The sequence below is a fragment of the Nocardiopsis sp. EMB25 genome, assembly GCF_026797795.1.
Classification (GTDB): Bacteria; Actinomycetota; Actinomycetes; order Streptosporangiales; family Streptosporangiaceae; genus Nocardiopsis; species Nocardiopsis lucentensis.
This window is the reverse complement of the sequence record NZ_JAMTDN010000001.1, coordinates 174,005-190,782: the sequence shown is the minus strand read 5'-3', so window position 1 is coordinate 190,782 and position 16,778 is coordinate 174,005. Positions and strand designations below refer to the sequence as shown.

Here is a 16,778-nt window from a genome sequence, read left to right as displayed (position 1 = left end):
ACCAGAGAGACATCTCAGGTGAACACACGGCAAGACGCCCGGTGTCCTGACAACACCGGGCGTCTGGTAGTCGGCGGGAAGGTCAGTCCCCGTTCCGGGCACGGACCTCGGCCAGATATCCCAGGGCCAGCTCGGGGTCCAACAGCCACTTCCCGTAGTCCGGCGGGTAGTCCCACCCCTGAATCCACCGGTCGGCGATCTCCGGATAGGCGATGGCACCGTCGATCAACTGGTTGAAATAGTCCGGCACGTCACCGGCGTCCCACATGGTGGAACACAGTTCGGCCCAGTGCTGGTTGTGAATGCCGAACTCCCAGAACCGGTCGAAGGTCTTGACCAGGAATCCCTCGTCGAACGGCTGGTCACCGTGCTCGATGATGCTTTCCAGGTAGGCCCTGGCGCACCTGGTCGAGTTGTTCCAGCTCTGCCCGACGAAGGGGTCCATGGTGACGACCACGTCGGCCATCCCCAAGACCAGGCCGCCCGAGGGGAGAACGCCCACGGGGTTGCGGACCTGCGGAGTCAACTCCTCGACCAGCGTGCTCCTGCCGTCGACCAGTACGGCGTCCTTCACCCGCTCGAAGAACTCCGGCGCGTACCTGCGCAGGAGATCCTTCATCCGCCTCAGCTGCTCCTCCGCGCCCGGACGGTCCGGCCAGGCGTCCATCGGGCCGTGCTTCTTGTCCACCAACAGCAGGTTGTGGCACGGTCCGTCCTGTGTGAGGATCGGGATGAACATGATGTTGCCCGCCTCAGCCGTGGTCCCTTCCCACCCGATGTTCTCGGGCTGCCCGGGATCCGGCCAGACGTCGTAGATGTAGGCCTGCGCGATGGACCGGGGCCTGGCACCGCTGAAGCGGCTGGTGTCGCTGTCGAAGAGCTGCCCGAGTTCACCGGTTCCCACCGCCACGACGATGAGGTCGAACATCCGGGAGAAGTAGTCCAGGTCGGTCACGGTCACGCCGTGGATGACGACCTTGCCGCCCCTGTCCTCGAAGTACTCAAGCCAGTCGGCCATCTTGACCCGCCGGTCCACGGCGACCGTGTAGTCGTTGCCCGCGCTCGACCTGCCCTTGAACACCTTGTGGGGCGCGTCCTTCGGGTACAGGAAGAGCTTGTGTTCCCTGATCTGCGGCGACAGAGCGCTCCACAGATCGAGATCCTGCTGACGCTCGTAGTTCAGGGCCGTCGGGAAGGTGAACTGCGAGATCGACGGCTTGCCGGTGCGGATCTCCATGGAGGACTGCCCCGTGATCACCGTGACGTCGTAGCCTTCGGTCAGCAGCCCATGGGCCAGGTGCAGACCGGCGTGGCCCGCTCCGACGATAAGGATCTTGCGCATCTGTCGCTAACTTTCCTGGGGAGTCTACGGGGGCGGTGGGGAGGGCGTGGCGGCTCCCCGCACGTCAGCCGACGGGCTCACTCGCGCGGTTGTGCTGCAACGCGTACCGGAGCAGCGTCTTGAGGACGTCGCCGCCGGAGTTGCGCTGGCGCGCGTCGAAGTCGATGATCGGCACCTCCGGGCTGACCTCCAACGCCTCACGGACCTGTTCCGCGGTGTAGTCCAACCGCCCCTCGAACTTGTTCAGCGCCACGATGTAGGGGATGCGCCGGTTCGTCTCGAAGTAGTCCACCGCGTCGAAGGAGTCCGCGAGCCTCCGGCAGTCGACCACGACGACGGCACCCACCGCGCCGCGCACGAGATCGTCCCACATGAACCAGAAGCGCGCCTGTCCCGGCGTGCCGAACATGTACATGACCAGCTCGTCGTCGATGGTGATGCGACCGAAGTCCATCGCGACGGTGGTCGTCGTCTTGTCGGGTGTGATCGAGGTGTCGTCATGACCGATGCTCGCCTCGGTCATGATCGCCTCTGTCGTGACCGGTGGAATCTCCGAGACCGAGCTCACCAAGGTCGTCTTGCCGGCGCCGAAGCCACCGGCGATGACGATCTTGCTCGACATCTTCTTGCGATTCGACCTGTTGTCACTGGAAAAGTCGTTCGAGACCACGAAGAGCCCTCTCCAGAACCTGGTTTTCCGATGGACTACTGCCGGTGATGGTCGGGTGGATGTACACCATGTCCTGCTCTGCCAGGTCGCTGACCAGGACCTGGGTGACGCCCAGGGGGATGTTCAGCTCCGCCGACACCTCGGCGAGTGACCGCGTCTCCCGGCACAGTCTGTAGATGTTGATCGACTCCGGCATGAGGGTGCTCGGAGGTTCCTTCCCGGGCTCGGACGTCGAGACCAGGGTCTGCACCATCAGCGGATGCCGCGACCGCGTCCGCCCGCCCGTGAAGGTGAACGGGCGGACGCGGTTACTCCTTCGCCTGCGGAAGCTCATGTCAGTGGCAACCTTCTCGTGATCCCTGCCGAACCGCTACGGGTCGCCGGCTCAGTTCTGGATGACCTCGCGCAATTGCGTTCGCAGCTGGGGCGTGAGCACGTGCGCGACGTTCTCCACGAGCTTGGTCATCTGGAAACCGATGAGCTTGAGCTCGCTGCCCGGGGAGGTGAGGACGGCCATGCACGAACCGTCGCTGATGGCCATGATGAACAGGTGGCCCTTGTTGAAGCGGACGAGGAGCTGCTCGCACTCACCGCGCTGGAAGAGCCCGGCACCGCCGACGGCGAGGCTGTGCAGGCCGCTGGCGATCGCCGCGAGTTGTTCGGCGTGTTCCTCGGGGAAGTCACTGGAGTGGGTCAGCACCAGTCCGTCGGACGAGACGACCACGGCGTGCTCGACTCCGCGGACGTCCCGGACGAACCGGTCGATGAGCCAGGAGAAGTTCTCAACGCTGTCGTTAACGGGTTCGGTCATCGCTTACCTGCCTGGGCCGAGGGTCGTGTTCGGGGGTTCGGGGGGTGCGTGTCGGCACCCGGGGGACGGGCCGGGGAGAGAGGGGGATCACGTGTCCTCTCCGTCCGGCCGGTCCTCGAGGGCTTCCCGTTCGCCGTCGAGGAAGTCTCCGAGTTCGTCGCGGATCTGCTCCGCCCGCGCGTCGCCCGTCAGCTTCGGGGGCGTGTCGGCGGGCGGTTCGGCGGAGTGGTCCGGCGGGGGCATCATCCGCAGGGGCGATCCGTGCGGGGTGGCGCTGCGGCGGGGCAGCCCGGCCGAGGTGACGGCGGAGTTGCCACCGCCGAGGGGCTTGGTGGACGAACTGCCGTTCACACCGTTGGTCCCGGTCGTGGTCGGGGTGATCACGGGGGTCCTCGGCGCCGTCGCGGGGGGCACCGTCGAGGTGCGGGCCTGGCCCGGGATCGGGGGGGTGGCCACGCGCAGGAGGTCCTTGGGGATGATCGCGTAGGCGTTGACACCGCGGAAGGAGCGCGACTCCAGACGGGCCTCCAGTCCGTGCCTGCGCGCGATCCGGCTGGCGACGTACAGGCCCATGTGGCGCGGCACCTCCTCGTCCAGCACGGGTGCGCCGGCGAGCCTCTGGTTGAGCTCCGCGAGCTGGGCCTCGGGGATGCCCACCCCCTCGTCCTCGACCACCATCATCAGGCGGCCGTCCTCGAGTTCGCGGGCGCTGACCACGACCTGGGAGTGCTCGGGAGAGTTGGCGGTCGCGTTGTCCAGCAGCTCGGCGAGCAGGTGGCTGATGTCGTCGGCGGCCATACCGGTGATGGACGTCTGCGGGAGCTTGCCCAGCCGCACACGCGGGTAGTCCTTGATCTCGGAGGTCGCGGCGCGGGCCACGTCCAGGAGCGGGACGATCTCGTCGTGGGCGTCGGACTCGCCGCCGTCGTGGCCGGTCAGCACAAGGAAGTTCTCCCCGTTGCGCCGCATACGGGTCGCGAGGTTGTCGATCTGGAAGAGCTTGTCGAGCAGGTCGGGGTCCTGGGCGTCGGTCTCCAGTTCCTCGACCGTCTCCAGGAGGGCGTCGACCAGCGACAGGTCGCGCATGGCCAGACCGGCCAGAGCCTCGTTGAGCAGCCCCTCCCGGTCCGGGACGGGGCCGTCCTGCTCGGCCCCGTCCACCGACGTGGTCTCGGGGACCTCCTCCGTGTCGGCGGACGCGTCGTCCGCGGTCGGAGCGGTGGCCTCCTCCGCCTCGGCGCTCCGCGTGTCGGGGGTCTCCTCGTCGGCGTCCGGCCCGGTCTCGCGCTCGACCTCCGCCCGGTCCTCGCGGGGTGCGCGGACGCGCGTGCGCTCCTCACGCTCGGGCTCGGAACGGTCGGAGTACGTGGCCGGTTCGGCGGTGATCACCTGCGGCGCCTGACCGGAGGTGAGCACGATGACGTGCTGGACGGGCTGGCCGTAGGCCGGGAACTGGCCGGGGAGGATCACCGGCTGACCGGGGAACACGTAACCCGGCGGCTGGTACGGGGCCGGGTAGGCGCCCGGGTAGGCCATCATCGGGTGCGGCGGCGGATAGGGAGCCGGGTAGTGCGGGGGCGGCGCGGACCGCTGGTACTCGGCGGGCCGGGGGTAGCCGGGATGCCCGCCGTCGCCCCAGGCGCCGCGCGGGTCCGGGTATGCCGGGTACACCGGCTGGGCGGGCCCGACCTGGTCCGGGTGACCGTGGTGGGGCTGCGGGCCCGTTTCGGGCTGGTACCCGGGCTGCCCCTGGTGGGGAGGATAGGCGTGGTGTGCCGCCCACGCCGCGGGCGCCGACTGCCCGGGGTGTTCGGACCGTGTCGAGTGACCCTCGTACACGGAACGGGGCCCGGCCGGGGCGGCCTGGGGCGCGGGACCCTGCGGGGCGACCGGCGGGCGGTCGGCCCGCGGCCACGTCCCCGGGGCGGGCGCCTGCTCCGGGGCCACGTGTTGGCCGGTCGTCGTCTCCGTGTTCCGGGATTCCGCTGTCCCGTACGGGTTCGGCTGGTCGTCCATGCGCGAACCTCCCTCCAGGGGGTCGGCCCCGTGCTGCCCGGTCTCCGACGCGCGCCGGTCCCGTTCGCCCGAGGGTTCCGGGGCGGCGGATCCGACCGGGTCGATCTCGCCGGTGCGCGGGGTGTGGGTGGCGCCCGTGTCGCCGGTCCCCTGTCGGGCGGGGGTCCGGCTGGTGGCGGCCTCCGAGGTGTGTCGGGGTGTGTGGGTGTGCTGCGCCGCGTGGTCCGCGGGGGGTGTCGGGGCGACCGGTTCCCGCCGGTCCTTCTCGACGGGTTCCGCGGCCGCCCGGGGTTGTGGTCCGGTTGCGGGCCGCGCGGTGGCGCCTGTGTTCGGGGTGGTGTCGCTCATGTGTCGTGGGGAGTCCGGGGTCCTGGGCCGACCACGCGGATCGGGCTCGTCGAGGCCCACTCCGCGCCACTGCCCGACCGGGTGGGCGCCGGTGTCGACGTCGTCGACCTCCAGGCGCCGGGTGGTGTAGGGGTTCGGGACGCTCGTGCGCGTCGCGGGACGGTAGCCCTTCTCGGCCGACGCGGAGAACGGCCCCACGGGCCGGTCGGACGGGTCGTCACCGTCCGCGGGAGTGGCACCGGCGGAGCGCTGGTCACCGCCTCCGCCCTTGGTGGGCTCGGCGGACCGCGAGTGCGGATGCACGGGCTGATGCACGGGATGTCCTCGCTCGGTCTCCGGTGACGGGGGGTCCTGGGACTTGACCATCCGGGAGATGGCCCGGCGAAACCTTCCTCCTCGCCCATCCTCCGTCGACTTCATCTCGGCCAGGGGGTTGCCATCGCGTTCGTGCGGTGACGGGGCCTGTGCCACAGTCTCGTCTCCTCGCATCAGGTGGGCGGATCGGCGGTGGCCCCGCTTCACCACCCTGACCAGGGAGGTGCCGCCGCGAGGACCGCGCTGGGACCCCGTGGCGACGGGCGTCCCGTACGCCGGGGGAACGCCGGAACGGGCTCCGCGATGGAGGCGGCACGCACGATCGGACGCCCGGACAAGGAGAGTAACGCCCTATCCGGAGACAAGTATCCACGTCCGACACAATTCCTGTACATCCACCGAGAACCGTCGTTCGGATCGTCAGACTAACAAAGGCCCTCCAGCTTGGCAGGAGAATCCGAGAAGCACGCGAAAAGACCTCAACACACCACCGGTGACGTGCGACAACGCAGACAAAGTTATTTTATCCCTTAGATCCCTATTGTCTGATTTGCCGCCTTCACGACATTAGTCACCCGATCCAAGGCATGTGTCCCGAGTCACACAACCAACTGTGGCCACATGACTCGCATCCGCCATACACACGTCTGAGGGACGGGACCGCGCGGCTCCGCCCCTCACCGGTCACCGGCGGCCGGGTCACTCCCCCGTCGGCCGCAGATTCCCCTGGATCAGCGCCAGCATGACGTGGTTGTCCTGGTACATCTGGTTGGCGTCCGACGGAAGCTCGGTGTCGAAGCCCTCGACCCGCACCCCGTTCAACGCGGGGGCCAGATACCGGAAGGTCCAGATCGGGATCCGCGGCAGCAGCTCGTTGAAGGCGGTGGCCATCGTCAGGAGGGTCTCGCGCTGCTCCTCCAGCGACTCGGCCTGCTTGGCGTCCTCCACCAGCGCCGCCAGGTCGAGTTCACCCATCGACGGGCTCTCGACCTCCAGGTCGAAGGACTGGCCCGGCGAGTCCTCGGTCCCCGCGTTCTCCAGCAGGAAGTTCATCTGGAAGGCGCCCCAGTAATCCGGGATCTCGGGATTGCCCCAGTGCCGGACCGCCACCTCGAAGTCACCCGCGCCCCAGATGCCCCAGGGGTTGTCCGAGGGCACGTTGGTCGCGGTGGTCGGGATCCCGAAGCCGTTCCAGGCCTCCTCCACCTGCACCGCGGTCAGCTCGAAGTCGCTCCAACCGGACACCCCGATCACCTCGAAGCTGGCCTCGTCGCCGTTGGGCAGGTGCCAGATCCCGTCCTCCAGGGTCCAGCCGGCCTCCTCCAGCAGTTCGGTGGCGCGGTCGGGGTCGTACCCGTAGTGGGTGAACCGGCCCAGCTCCTCCTCGGTGAAGATCTCCTCCGCCTGGACGTCCACGAGCCCCGCGTAGTACCGGACTCCCTCGTAGGCCTCACCGCGCGCCACCCGGCCGATGGTGTCGCCGTCGAGGACGTGGGCGAGCGCCTGGCGGACACGGACGTCCCTGAGCTCGGGTTTGGCGGCGTAGTTGAACATGATGCCGCAGCCGTCGTAGCCGGTGTGCTCCACCCAGCGAAACCCCTCCACGCTCTGGAAGGCCCGCTGGTCGGCGGCCGTGGGCGCCAACGACGAGTAGTCCACCTCACCCTGCTGGAACAGCAGCGCGGCCTGGCGGTTGTCGCCCCGGTGGATGAGGACCTCGTCGAAGCCCACCTCGGTCCCCCGATAGCCGTTCTCGTTGCGCACCAGCGTGATGCTCGCGTCCGACATCCGGGACCGGTCGAACATGTACGGCCCGCTGCAGACGATCTCCTCCGGGTTGAACTCGATGAACTCGGCGTTGAACGCGCCGTGCTCGTCATCGCCCTGGCGGACCCCCGCGTTGACCAGTTCGACCGCGCGCGGACCGAAGTCGGCATAGGTCGTCTTGCTGACGAACCGGCGCTTGAGGATGCTGCGCTCGATGTTGACGAAGGGGTCGTCGAAGGCCAGCCGGACGCTCAGGTCGTCGAGCTGTTCGAGCTCGGTGACCTGGGGGAAGCCCACGGACCACGGCGGCGTCTCCAAGATCGCCATCGCATAGGTCTGGATCACGTCCTCGGCGTCGAGGTCGGTGCCGTCGCTCCACCGCAGATCGGGGCGCAGGGTCACGATGAGGTGGTCCCCGTCCCACTCCGAGCCCTCCAGCAGGAGGTAGTCCCACGTGTGCTCACGCCAGTCGTACATGGCGCCGGTGGTCAGGAACAGGTCCTCGTAGACGGAGTTGAGCAGGAGCGCCCCGTCCTCGACCGCCATGTTGCGGGTGTTGGAGTCCAGGTCGTAGTCATAGACCCCGGTGAACTGGGTGGCACCCGACTCCTCCTCGCCCCCGGAGCAGGCGGTCAGGGCACCGGCGCCCGCCGCCCCGGCCGCGCCGAACCCGACCGCCTTGAGCAGTCGCCGGCGGCTGAGGTCCCGCATGAGCATCTCCGGTGAGGGGGTGGGGGTCATTCTTGTCGCTTCCTTTCCAGTAGGACGGCGAGCAGACCGAGAGCGACGACGAGCAGGCCGACACCGACGGTGACGACGCTGATGACGAACTCGGCCGTGCCGGGGGGGTTGAGGAAGGCCGTGAGGGTGCTGGCCAGGGCGAGGAAGGCACCGACGGCCAATCCGAAGCGGCCGATGAACAGCACCCGCTCACCCCCTCGTGACGACGTGGCAGGACAGCAGCCGGTCCTGGTGGCGGACCAGCGACGGACGCAGCGTGTCGCAGCCGCCCGCCTCGTGGAGGGGGCACCGCGGGTGGAAGTCGCAGCCGGGCGGTAGGTCGGTCAGGTCGGGGACGTCGGCCGAACGCAGCCGGAAGCGCTCCTTGCCGTGGACCAGGTCGGGGTCGGGTTCGCACACCGCCGAGATCAGCGCCCGGGTGTAGGGGTGGCTCGGCTCGCCGACCACGCGCGGGGTGGGTCCGTGCTCGACGACCCGGCCCAGGTACATGACGGCGATCTCGCCCTCCCAGGCGAAGTACTTGGCCACGGCCAGGTCGTGGGTGATGAAGAGGAACCCGACGCCGAGCTCGTCCCGGAGCCGCCCGAGGGTGTTGAGCATGCTGACCCGGATCGACACGTCCAGCATCGATGTGGACTCGTCGGCGATGACCACCTCCGGGTTCATCGCCAGGGCACGCGCGACGGCGACCCGCTGGCGCTGCCCGCCGGACATCTGGTGCGGGTACTTGTCCAGGTAGTCCTCGGCCGGGGTGAGGTCGACCCGTTCCAGGAGTTCGGCGGCGGTCCTTCGCGCCTCGGCGCGGCCGCCGACCCTACGGTGGCGGCGGAGCCCGGCCGTGACCGTCGACCACACCGTGCGCACCGGATTGAGCGAGGCATAGGGATCCTGGTGGATGTACTGGACGGAGCGGCGGAACTCGGCGCGCTCCCGCTTGTCCATTGCGGCGACGTCGCGTCCCCGGAAGAGCACCGCCCCCTCGGAGGGGGCGGTCAGCCCGGCCGCGACCCTGGCGGTGGTGGTCTTCCCGCAGCCGGACTCGCCGACCAGGCACACCACCGATCCGGGGCGCACGTCCAGGTCGACCCCGGCCACGGCGCTGATCCGGCCGCGCGGGGTGTCGAACTCCCGCCGGACGCCACGCAGGCTCAGCACAGGCTGGTCAGTCACGGGTGGCCCCCTCGGCGAAGAGTGCGGTGTCGGTCGAGCGCAGGCAGGCCGCGGAGTGGCTCATCCCCCGGTCGCGCTCCTGGAGCAGCTCGGGTTCGGGCCGCACCCGGGAGCACCGGTCGAGCGCGTGGGCACAGCGCGGCGCGAACGAGCATCCGGGCGGGAGTGCGGCCAGGCTGGGCGGGCCGCCGGGCAGGGATTCCGGGATGGTGCGGCCGCCGGAGACGGGAGGCACGGAGTTGATCAGCGCCGAGGTGTAGGGGTGGCGCGGACGGTGGAAGATGTCGTGCGTGCTCCCGGTCTCGATCAGCCGCCCGGCGTACATGGTGGCGACGCGGTCGGACAGCTCCGCGGCCAGGCCGAGGTCGTGGGTGATGAAAACCATCGAGAAGCCGAGCCGCTCGCGCAGTTCGGCCAGGCGCTCGACGATGGCGCGCTGGGTGAGCACGTCCAGCGCGGTGGTGGGCTCATCGAGGATGAGCAGCTGCGGTTCCAGGGCCAGGGCCAGCGCGATGAGGGCGCGCTGGCGCATGCCGCCGGAGAGCTCGTGCGGGTGCGCGCGCAGGACCCGGGCGGGGTCGAGCTGGAGCATCTCCAACAGTTCGGCGGAGCGTTCCAGGATCCGCGCGCGTGGTCGCCGTCCGCGCCCGTTCTCGTGGGCGCGGAAGGTGTCGGTGAAGTGGTCCTCGATCCGCAGGACGGGGTTGAAGGAGTTCATCGCGCCTTGGAAGACCATCGCCGCCTCGTTCCAGCGGAACCGGCGCAGCTCCTCCTTGCCGAGGGTGCGCACGTCCACGCGGCGGCCGTCCTTGCGGCGGAAGAGGATCCGCCCGGCGGACACCCGCCCGGTGCGCGGAAGCAGGCGGAGCAGCCCCAGGCCGAGGGTGGTCTTGCCGCAGCCCGACTCCCCCACCAGGGCCAGGGACTGCCCGGGGTGGAGGTCGAAGGAGACGTCGCGGACGATGGTGGTCCCGGTCCGCCTGCCGGTGCGGTAGCCGATGTCCACGCCGCTGACGGACAGCAGGGCCCCGGTGTCCTCGCCCGGGTCGGTGCGGTGGTCGTTCACGTGGCTCACCTGTCCCGGAGTCGCGGGTTGAGGGCCTGTTCCAGGGACCGGGTCATGGTGACCAGGCCGATCTGGAAGAGCATGATCATCACCATGGGGGCGATGAGGAAGGGCATGGCGGTGGGTAGCAGGAACGCGTTGTTGTTCCAGGCCTGCTGGATCATCAGGCCCCAGTTGTCGGCGGTGCTGGGCAGCAGACCGAGCAGGTACATCCCGACCACCGCGTAGATCGCGTTGGTGATCGCGATGATGAAGTTGATGAAGATGTAGCCCGCCATGTTGGGCATGACCTCGACGAAGAGGATGCGAGCGGTCCCGAGGTCCTGCAGGCGGGCGGCTTCGACGAACTCGCGTTCGCGCAGGGTGAGCACCTGGGCCCGAATGGAGCGCATGAGATGGGGCCAGGTGACCAGGCCGATGATGAGCGCGACCACCATCGGCGAGGCGGTGCGGTAGAACGAGGCGACGACCAACATCAGCACGATGAACGGGATGGTCATCGTGATGTCGGTGAGCTGGAGCAGGAAATGGTCGACCCGGCCTCGCACGTACCCCGCGATCCCGCCGAGGACGACGGCGACGGCGACGGTGATGACGGCGGCCAGGACACCCACCCAGATGGGTTCGCGCCCGCCCAGCACGAGCTGGACGAAGGTGTCCTTGCCCTCGTGGTTGGCGCCGAGCCAGTGCTCGGCGGTCATCGGCCCCCAGATGAGGCTGACGTCCGTGGGGTTGTCCGTGTCGACGACCAGTGGCCCGACGAAGGAGAACAGCAGGACGCCGACGACGAGGCAGAGCCCGACGAATCCGCTCGTGCTGTGGGTCAGCCCCCGCCAGATGCTCCCCCAGACACCGGCTGCGGGGGTCGACGTGGTGGCGGTGGTCATGGTCGTGGCCCTCCGGGGCGTGTGGTGTGCGTGTCGCGCGTGGATCGGTGCATGGCGGCGGCCCTAGTCGCGGATGCGCGGGTCGAGACGGCTGTAGAGCAGGTCCGCGATGAGGTTGGCGAGGACCACGCACGAGGTGATGATGACCAGCAGGCCCTGGAGGAGCGGGTAGTCGCGGTAGTTGACGGCGTCCAGGAGGAGGCCGCCCACGCCCTTGTAGACCAGGACCTCCTCGACGAAGATCGCGCCGCCGACGAGGACGCCGAAGGAGATCGCGATCTGGGCCACCAACGGCAGGATGGCGTTGCGCCCGACGTAGGCGGAGGCGATGCGGGTGTCCCGCAGCCCGCGGGCGCGGGCCACGGTCACGTAGTCCTCGCTCAGGACCTCCGTGGTGGAGGCCTTCATGATGAGCATCCAGACGCCGATGATCGCCAGGACGTAGGTGATGATCGGCAGGAGCGCGTGGAGGAACGCGTCACCGACGAACTCCGCCGTGAAGCCGGGTTCGATCCCGGGGCTGAGTGTCCCGCGCAGGGCGATCGGGTTGAACCAGCCCAGGTACATCCCCCCTCCGGCCACGAGCACCATGGCGATGAGGTAGTTGGGGACGGCGCCGAGCACGGAGGCGACGACGCTGAGCACGTGGTCCAGGAACCGGTTGCGCCAGTAGGCCATGACCATGCCCAGGACGAGGCCGAGGACGATGGCGATGAGGGTTCCGGTGCCGATGCTGAACAGCGTCCAGGGCAGGTAGGCGCTGATGGCCTCCATCACGGTGACGCCCGGCCGGTTGATGGTGTCGCCCAGATCGAAGGTGACCAGACCGACGAGGAAGTCCCACCACTGCTCGTACAGGGGCGCGTCCACGTCGTAGGCCAGAGAGTACGTGGCGATCGCCCGGGCCTCCTCCATGCTCATCCCGCCCTGGGTGAGCCGCCCGGCCATGACGTCGACGGGGTCGCCGGGCATGGCGCGGCCGAGGAAGAAGGTCACGTTGGCGACCACGAACACGACGGTCAGGGCCTTGCGGACCTTGACGACGGCGTAGTGGCGCCAGATCCGGAGCCAGAGGGGGCGGGCGTCCTTCCGGGCGGGGACGCGCCCCACGGGTGGCGACGGTGGTGGGGAGGCCGCGATGTCGGTGGTCACGGTGCTCCTTCGAGCGGGGGTCGGGTCGTGCGTGGAGGGCTCATTTATTTATTAGGAAAGTTTCCTAATAGAAGCTCACCGTAATCGGCGGGATGTGTCGCGCGCCACCCCCGTGACCAAACGGCGTCTGGAGCGCGACACGATCAGTTCCACAAACGACGCATTGAGTGACGTTCACTCATAATTCGGGCTGTCCACATCCGGCCAACCCGTGACTTACACAACTTTTGTCAGTGTTGCCCCGCACCGCTCGCTTCGTACGGTGACGGTTCCGACGACAGCCACCCGAGCACCCCCACGGCTCGGGCGAAGAGCGGAGGCGACACGTGCGCGGAGCACGCACGATCACCACGTCAACCGTCGGCGTCCTCACGGGCGCCCTCACCCTCACCCTCGCGGCGGCCGTCCCCGCCGCCGCCGACCCCACCGCATCCGCCGACCCGCTCGCCGAGTTCCACGACCAGGAGGTCGTGTGGGCGCCGTGCGAGGAGCCGATCCTCGCCGGGCTGGAGTGCGCCGACGTCCAGGCGCCCCTGGACTACGCGAACCCCGACGGCGAGCGCGTCACGATCGCGATCAGCCGCGAACGCGCCGCCGACCCCGAACGGCGTCGCGGGATCCTGCTCACCAACCCGGGAGGCCCCGGCGGCACGGGCCGCACCCTCCCCCTGGCCGACGACCCCGAACGCGGCATCTACTACGGACTCGGCGACGAACGGGTCGCCGAGGTCTACGACGTCATCGGCATGGACCCGCGCGGCAGCGGCGCCTCCACCCCCAGGATGGAGTGCGAGGTGTCCCAGGCAGCGATCGTCCCGCGCCCCGACGACGCGGACTTCTCCCGGATCACGCGCGAGGCGATCGCCGCCGAACGCGCCTGCCAGCAGGCCGACGGCGCCACACGTCCGTACATGACCACCGCCAACACCGCGCGGGACATGGACGTCATCCGCGCCGCCCTGGGCGAGGAGAGGCTCAACTACTTCGGCGTCTCCTACGGCACCTACCTGGGGGCGGTGTACGGCAGCCTGTTCCCCGACCGGTTGGACCGCAGCGTCCTGGACTCCTCGGTGCACCCTGACGGGATCTGGCGCGACGTGTTCACGCGGATGGCCCCGGCCTACACCGCCAACGTCGAGCGCTACACACCCTGGATCGCCGAACGCGACGACGTCTACGGCATGGGTTCGACGCCCGAGGAGGTCGTGGCGACCTTCGAGGAGACGTCGCGGCGGCTCCGGGAGAACCCCCGCGACGACGTCCCCGGGCTCCCTCCGGGGGAGACGTTCGGCACCGCCGACTTCGACTTCGCGGTCGGCTACTACGCCCGGTTCCAGAGCGAGTGGGACGTGTCCGCCTCCGTTCTCTGGTACCTCGTCCACGACGAGCCCTTCCCGCCGTCCGCGGGGGCGGCGGCCGCGGAGGAGCCGGAGTACGAGTCGTTCAACGCGGGCCTGCTCATCGCGGTGCAGTGCGAGGCCGAGTGGCCCGACCGGATCTCCGGGTACTACCGGGACATGCGGGAGGTCCGCGAGGAGCACCCCTTCGGCCTGGGCGCCTACCAACACCAACCGCAGCCGTGCACCTTCGCCTCCTACGACCCGGTCGAGCCCCTGGTCGACCTCGAGCGCGACGGCCACCCGGCCGGGCTGGTCATCGCCGGTGAGTTCGACGCCAACACCGCCTACGACGGCGGCCCGGCGATGGCCGAGCGGCTCGACAACCCCCTGATCACCGTCGCCGACGACGGCGGGCACGGCTTCTACTCGATGCCCGGGATGTCCTGCGTGACCGACGCCGTCGACGCCTACCTGGTGGACGGGGCCGCTCCCGAGGAGGCCACCTGTCCGGGCCTCCCGCGCCCGTCCGACGCGCCCCGGAACCCGGCGGAGACCGCCGGGGTCGGCGAGGCGCTGGCCGGGGTGCGGCAGGCCATGACGGACGCCTACGCGCTGTCGGCCGTCCGGCGGTAGGGAATACCCTCCCTCGACGCGGCCCGTCCCGGAACCACCGGATGCTGTTGGCGAATTCTCGGTTTGGGCCCCGCCCAACGCCGGTCTTCGAGACCCTTGCGGTGGAGAAGACCGGCGTTGTCCTGGAAGGCGGATCGATGTCGATGAGCCCGAGGAACCCGCACCCGATCCCCGCACAGACCGCCCACATCGCGCGAGCGGCCTTTCCCAGGGCAAGCCTGGCGATTCGGGTCCGGGACGAGCTGGGAGAGTTCTTCCACGACGCCGACTTCGCCGACCTGTACCCCCGCAGGGGGCAACCGGCCTGGCCACCGGGCCGGTTGGCACTGGTGGCGGTGCTGCAGTTCGTCGAGGGCCTCACCGACCGCCAGACCGCCGAAGCGGTCCGGGCCCGCATCGACTGGAAATACGCCCTGGGCTTGGAGCTGACCGACCCCGGTTTCGACCACTCGGTGCTCTCGGAGTTCCGCGACCGGCTGATCGACGCCGGCGCGCAGCACCGGGTCCTGGACTCCGTCCTGGCCGCGGCCCGCGATCACGGGCTGCTCACCGGAGGCCGCCGGATGCGCACCGATTCCACGCACGTGCTCTCGGCCGCCCGGGACCTGAACTGGCTCGAACTGGTCGGTGAGACCCTGCGCCGGGCGTTGAACGCCGTGGCCTCCCAAGAGCCGGACTGGCTGGCCACCCACGCGCCGACGGAGTGGTTCACCCACTACGCCACCCGGGTCGAGGACTCCCGGTTCCCCAAGTCCCCGGCCAAACGCGCCGAGGTCGGGCAGCGTATCGGCGATGACGGAACGCACCTGCTGAACGCGGTGGACACGGCCCAGGCGCCGCCCGGCCTGCGGGATCTGCCCGAGGTGGAGTGCCTGCGCCGGGTGTGGGAACAGCATTTCCACCAGGTGGAGGGGCAGGTGCGGCGGAGGGCCCCAAAAGAGCGGCCTCCCAGCGCCGAACGCCTGGTTACCCCCTATGACCCGGAGGCCCGCACCGGGGCCAAACGTGACCTGCTCTGGTCCGGTTACAAGGTCCACCTCACCGAGACCTGCGAGGCGGACGCCCCGCACCTGATCACCAACGTCACCACCACCGATGCGTCGGTCTCCGACGACCGTATGGCGGCCGTCGTCCACGCGGGCCTGGCCGAACGCGGTCTGCTGCCCGCCGAGCACTGGGTTGATTCCGGATATGCCAACGCCGCCGCCCTGGCCACGGCCCGCCGCGATCACGGGGTGGAGTTGCACGGGCCGTTGAAGTCCGTCACCAATGCCCAGACCAGAGGTGATGCCGCCTATTCCCAGGACGCGTTCGTCATCGACTGGGACGCCCAGAGTGTGAGGTGCCCCCACGGGCGCACCAGCACCGGTTGGGGGCAGGGCCGGTCCCAGGCCGGTCTTGCTGTGATCCGGGTGAGGTTCTCGCCTGCTGACTGCCGTACCTGTCCGGCGTTGCGTGATTGCGTCAGCTCGCCCAAGGCTCAACGCCGTGAGCTGACGTTGCGGCCCCGCGCGGACCACGAGGTTCTCCACGAGGCCCGTGTTTTGCAGAGCACAGGGGAGTGGAAGGAGCGCTACAAGGTCCGGGCCGGGGTCGAGGGCGCCGTTTCCCAGGGGGTGCAGGCCCACGGGCTGCGCAGATCCCGTTACCGGGGTCTGGCCAAGACCGGCTTGCAGCACCAGATCACCGGCGCCGCGATGAACCTCGTGCGCATCGATGCGCATCTGAGGGGCATGCCCCGAGCCCGGACCCGAACCAGCCCGGTCGCAGCGTTGCGTCCCGCCGGGTGAAGCCCGGCAGGACGCAACGTCAGGACCCGGAATTCGCCAACAGCATCCGGGCGCCGGGGCGGGCCGTTCACGCGGTCGGGGTCAGCGGCGGGCGCCTTCCAGGCTGCCGGCCACCTGGTCGCCGTTCCTCTCGTGGACCAGGCAGAGGATCTCGCGGTCGTCGTCCTCGTTCCAGCCGTCCTCGGTGGGGAAGAGCGACCTGTGCGCCAGTTCGGACCGCGTCGGCTCGACACCGACGAAGTCCTCGAACTCCTCCCCGCACCGCTCGGAGGTCATCGAGATGACCTCCTCCTCTCCGGGATACTCATCGCCGTCGAGGTCACCCGCGTAGTAGATCTCGTAGAGATGCGGTTCGTCGCAGTGGACGACCGGCACCTGGGAGATCCCCTCGCGGCCCTCGAACTCCGCGACGCAGTCGCCCTCCTCCAGCGCGAAGACGCTGACGTACTCCGGGCCGGGGGACTCGGTGGGCTCGGGCGTGTGGGTGGGCTCAGGGGGCGGGGTCGGACGCGGCTCCGGGCTGGAGGTCTCGGTGGGCTCCGGTTCGAGGGTCCGGCCGTCGCTCAGGGCGGGGGGAAGCAGGGGGACGGGGCCGCACGCCGACAGCGCCAGGGCGGCGCCGACGGCCAGGAGGCCCAGGGCGGTTCGGCCGGGTATCGGACGGCGCGTATCGAACACCACGGTCACTCCACGGGGTCGTCGTACTCGCACCGACGGGAGGCCGGTGACA

The 16,778-nt window shown here is 69.6% G+C and carries 14 protein-coding genes; 2 read left to right on the top strand and 12 right to left on the bottom strand.

What is annotated here, in order from left to right; translation table 11 throughout:
- Positions 1-82 precede the first annotated feature (82 nt).
- From KIK06_RS00900 to KIK06_RS00850, 11 genes are all read right to left on the bottom strand, one after another.
- The gene (locus KIK06_RS00900) at positions 83-1,342 is read right to left on the bottom strand and encodes a styrene monooxygenase/indole monooxygenase family protein (protein WP_268641510.1); all 1,260 of its coding nucleotides are present in this window, start codon (positions 1,340-1,342) and stop codon (positions 83-85) included.
- A 64-nt stretch (positions 1,343-1,406) separates the two neighbouring features.
- Positions 1,407-1,964 carry a GTP-binding protein gene (locus KIK06_RS00895; RefSeq protein WP_017599749.1) on the bottom strand — a complete coding sequence of 186 codons (558 nt, stop codon included), beginning with the start codon at positions 1,962-1,964 and terminating at the stop codon, positions 1,407-1,409.
- Between the two features lie 22 nt (positions 1,965-1,986).
- Complete coding sequence (locus tag KIK06_RS00890; RefSeq protein WP_017599750.1) at positions 1,987-2,346, bottom strand: DUF742 domain-containing protein; 360 nt, start codon at positions 2,344-2,346, stop codon at positions 1,987-1,989.
- Between the two features lie 51 nt (positions 2,347-2,397).
- A complete protein-coding gene (locus tag KIK06_RS00885) occupies positions 2,398-2,823 on the bottom strand; it encodes a roadblock/LC7 domain-containing protein (protein ID WP_017599751.1) in 426 nt (141 codons plus the stop codon).
- An 87-nt stretch (positions 2,824-2,910) separates the two neighbouring features.
- Positions 2,911-5,502, bottom strand: a complete 2,592-nt coding sequence (locus tag KIK06_RS00880; protein WP_268641509.1) for a sensor histidine kinase — start codon at positions 5,500-5,502, stop codon at positions 2,911-2,913.
- A gap of 699 nt (positions 5,503-6,201) precedes the next feature.
- Positions 6,202-8,010, bottom strand: a complete 1,809-nt coding sequence (locus KIK06_RS00875) for an ABC transporter substrate-binding protein (protein ID WP_268641508.1) — start codon at positions 8,008-8,010, stop codon at positions 6,202-6,204.
- The gene (locus KIK06_RS00870) at positions 8,007-8,195 is read right to left on the bottom strand and encodes a hypothetical protein (RefSeq protein ID WP_017599753.1); all 189 of its coding nucleotides are present in this window, start codon (positions 8,193-8,195) and stop codon (positions 8,007-8,009) included. The genes KIK06_RS00875 and KIK06_RS00870 overlap by 4 nt, the downstream gene beginning before the upstream one ends.
- Positions 8,196-8,199: 4 nt before the next feature.
- The gene (locus KIK06_RS00865; RefSeq protein WP_268641507.1) at positions 8,200-9,180 is read right to left on the bottom strand and encodes an ABC transporter ATP-binding protein; all 981 of its coding nucleotides are present in this window, start codon (positions 9,178-9,180) and stop codon (positions 8,200-8,202) included.
- On the bottom strand, positions 9,173-10,255 hold the full coding sequence (locus tag KIK06_RS00860; protein ID WP_017599755.1) for an ABC transporter ATP-binding protein: 1,083 nt from the start codon (positions 10,253-10,255) through the stop codon (positions 9,173-9,175). Before KIK06_RS00860 ends, KIK06_RS00865 begins: the two co-directional genes overlap by 8 nt.
- Positions 10,252-11,133: an ABC transporter permease gene (locus KIK06_RS00855; RefSeq protein ID WP_268641506.1), complete on the bottom strand. Its 882-nt coding sequence runs from the start codon at positions 11,131-11,133 to the stop codon at positions 10,252-10,254. Before KIK06_RS00855 ends, KIK06_RS00860 begins: the two co-directional genes overlap by 4 nt.
- Before the next feature lie 63 nt (positions 11,134-11,196).
- On the bottom strand, positions 11,197-12,285 hold the full coding sequence (locus KIK06_RS00850; RefSeq protein WP_268641505.1) for an ABC transporter permease: 1,089 nt from the start codon (positions 12,283-12,285) through the stop codon (positions 11,197-11,199).
- A 326-nt stretch (positions 12,286-12,611) separates the two neighbouring features.
- Between KIK06_RS00850 and KIK06_RS00845 the strand changes: the two genes are divergently transcribed.
- Positions 12,612-14,258, top strand: a complete 1,647-nt coding sequence (locus KIK06_RS00845; protein WP_268641504.1) for an alpha/beta fold hydrolase — start codon at positions 12,612-12,614, stop codon at positions 14,256-14,258.
- 137 nt (positions 14,259-14,395) lie between these two features.
- Positions 14,396-16,048: an IS1182 family transposase gene (locus KIK06_RS00840; RefSeq protein ID WP_268641503.1), complete on the top strand. Its 1,653-nt coding sequence runs from the start codon at positions 14,396-14,398 to the stop codon at positions 16,046-16,048.
- A gap of 81 nt (positions 16,049-16,129) precedes the next feature.
- Here KIK06_RS00840 and KIK06_RS00835 read toward each other — a convergent pair whose 3' ends face one another.
- Positions 16,130-16,729: a septum formation family protein gene (locus KIK06_RS00835; protein ID WP_268641502.1), complete on the bottom strand. Its 600-nt coding sequence runs from the start codon at positions 16,727-16,729 to the stop codon at positions 16,130-16,132.
- Between the last annotated feature and the right edge of the window lie 49 nt (positions 16,730-16,778).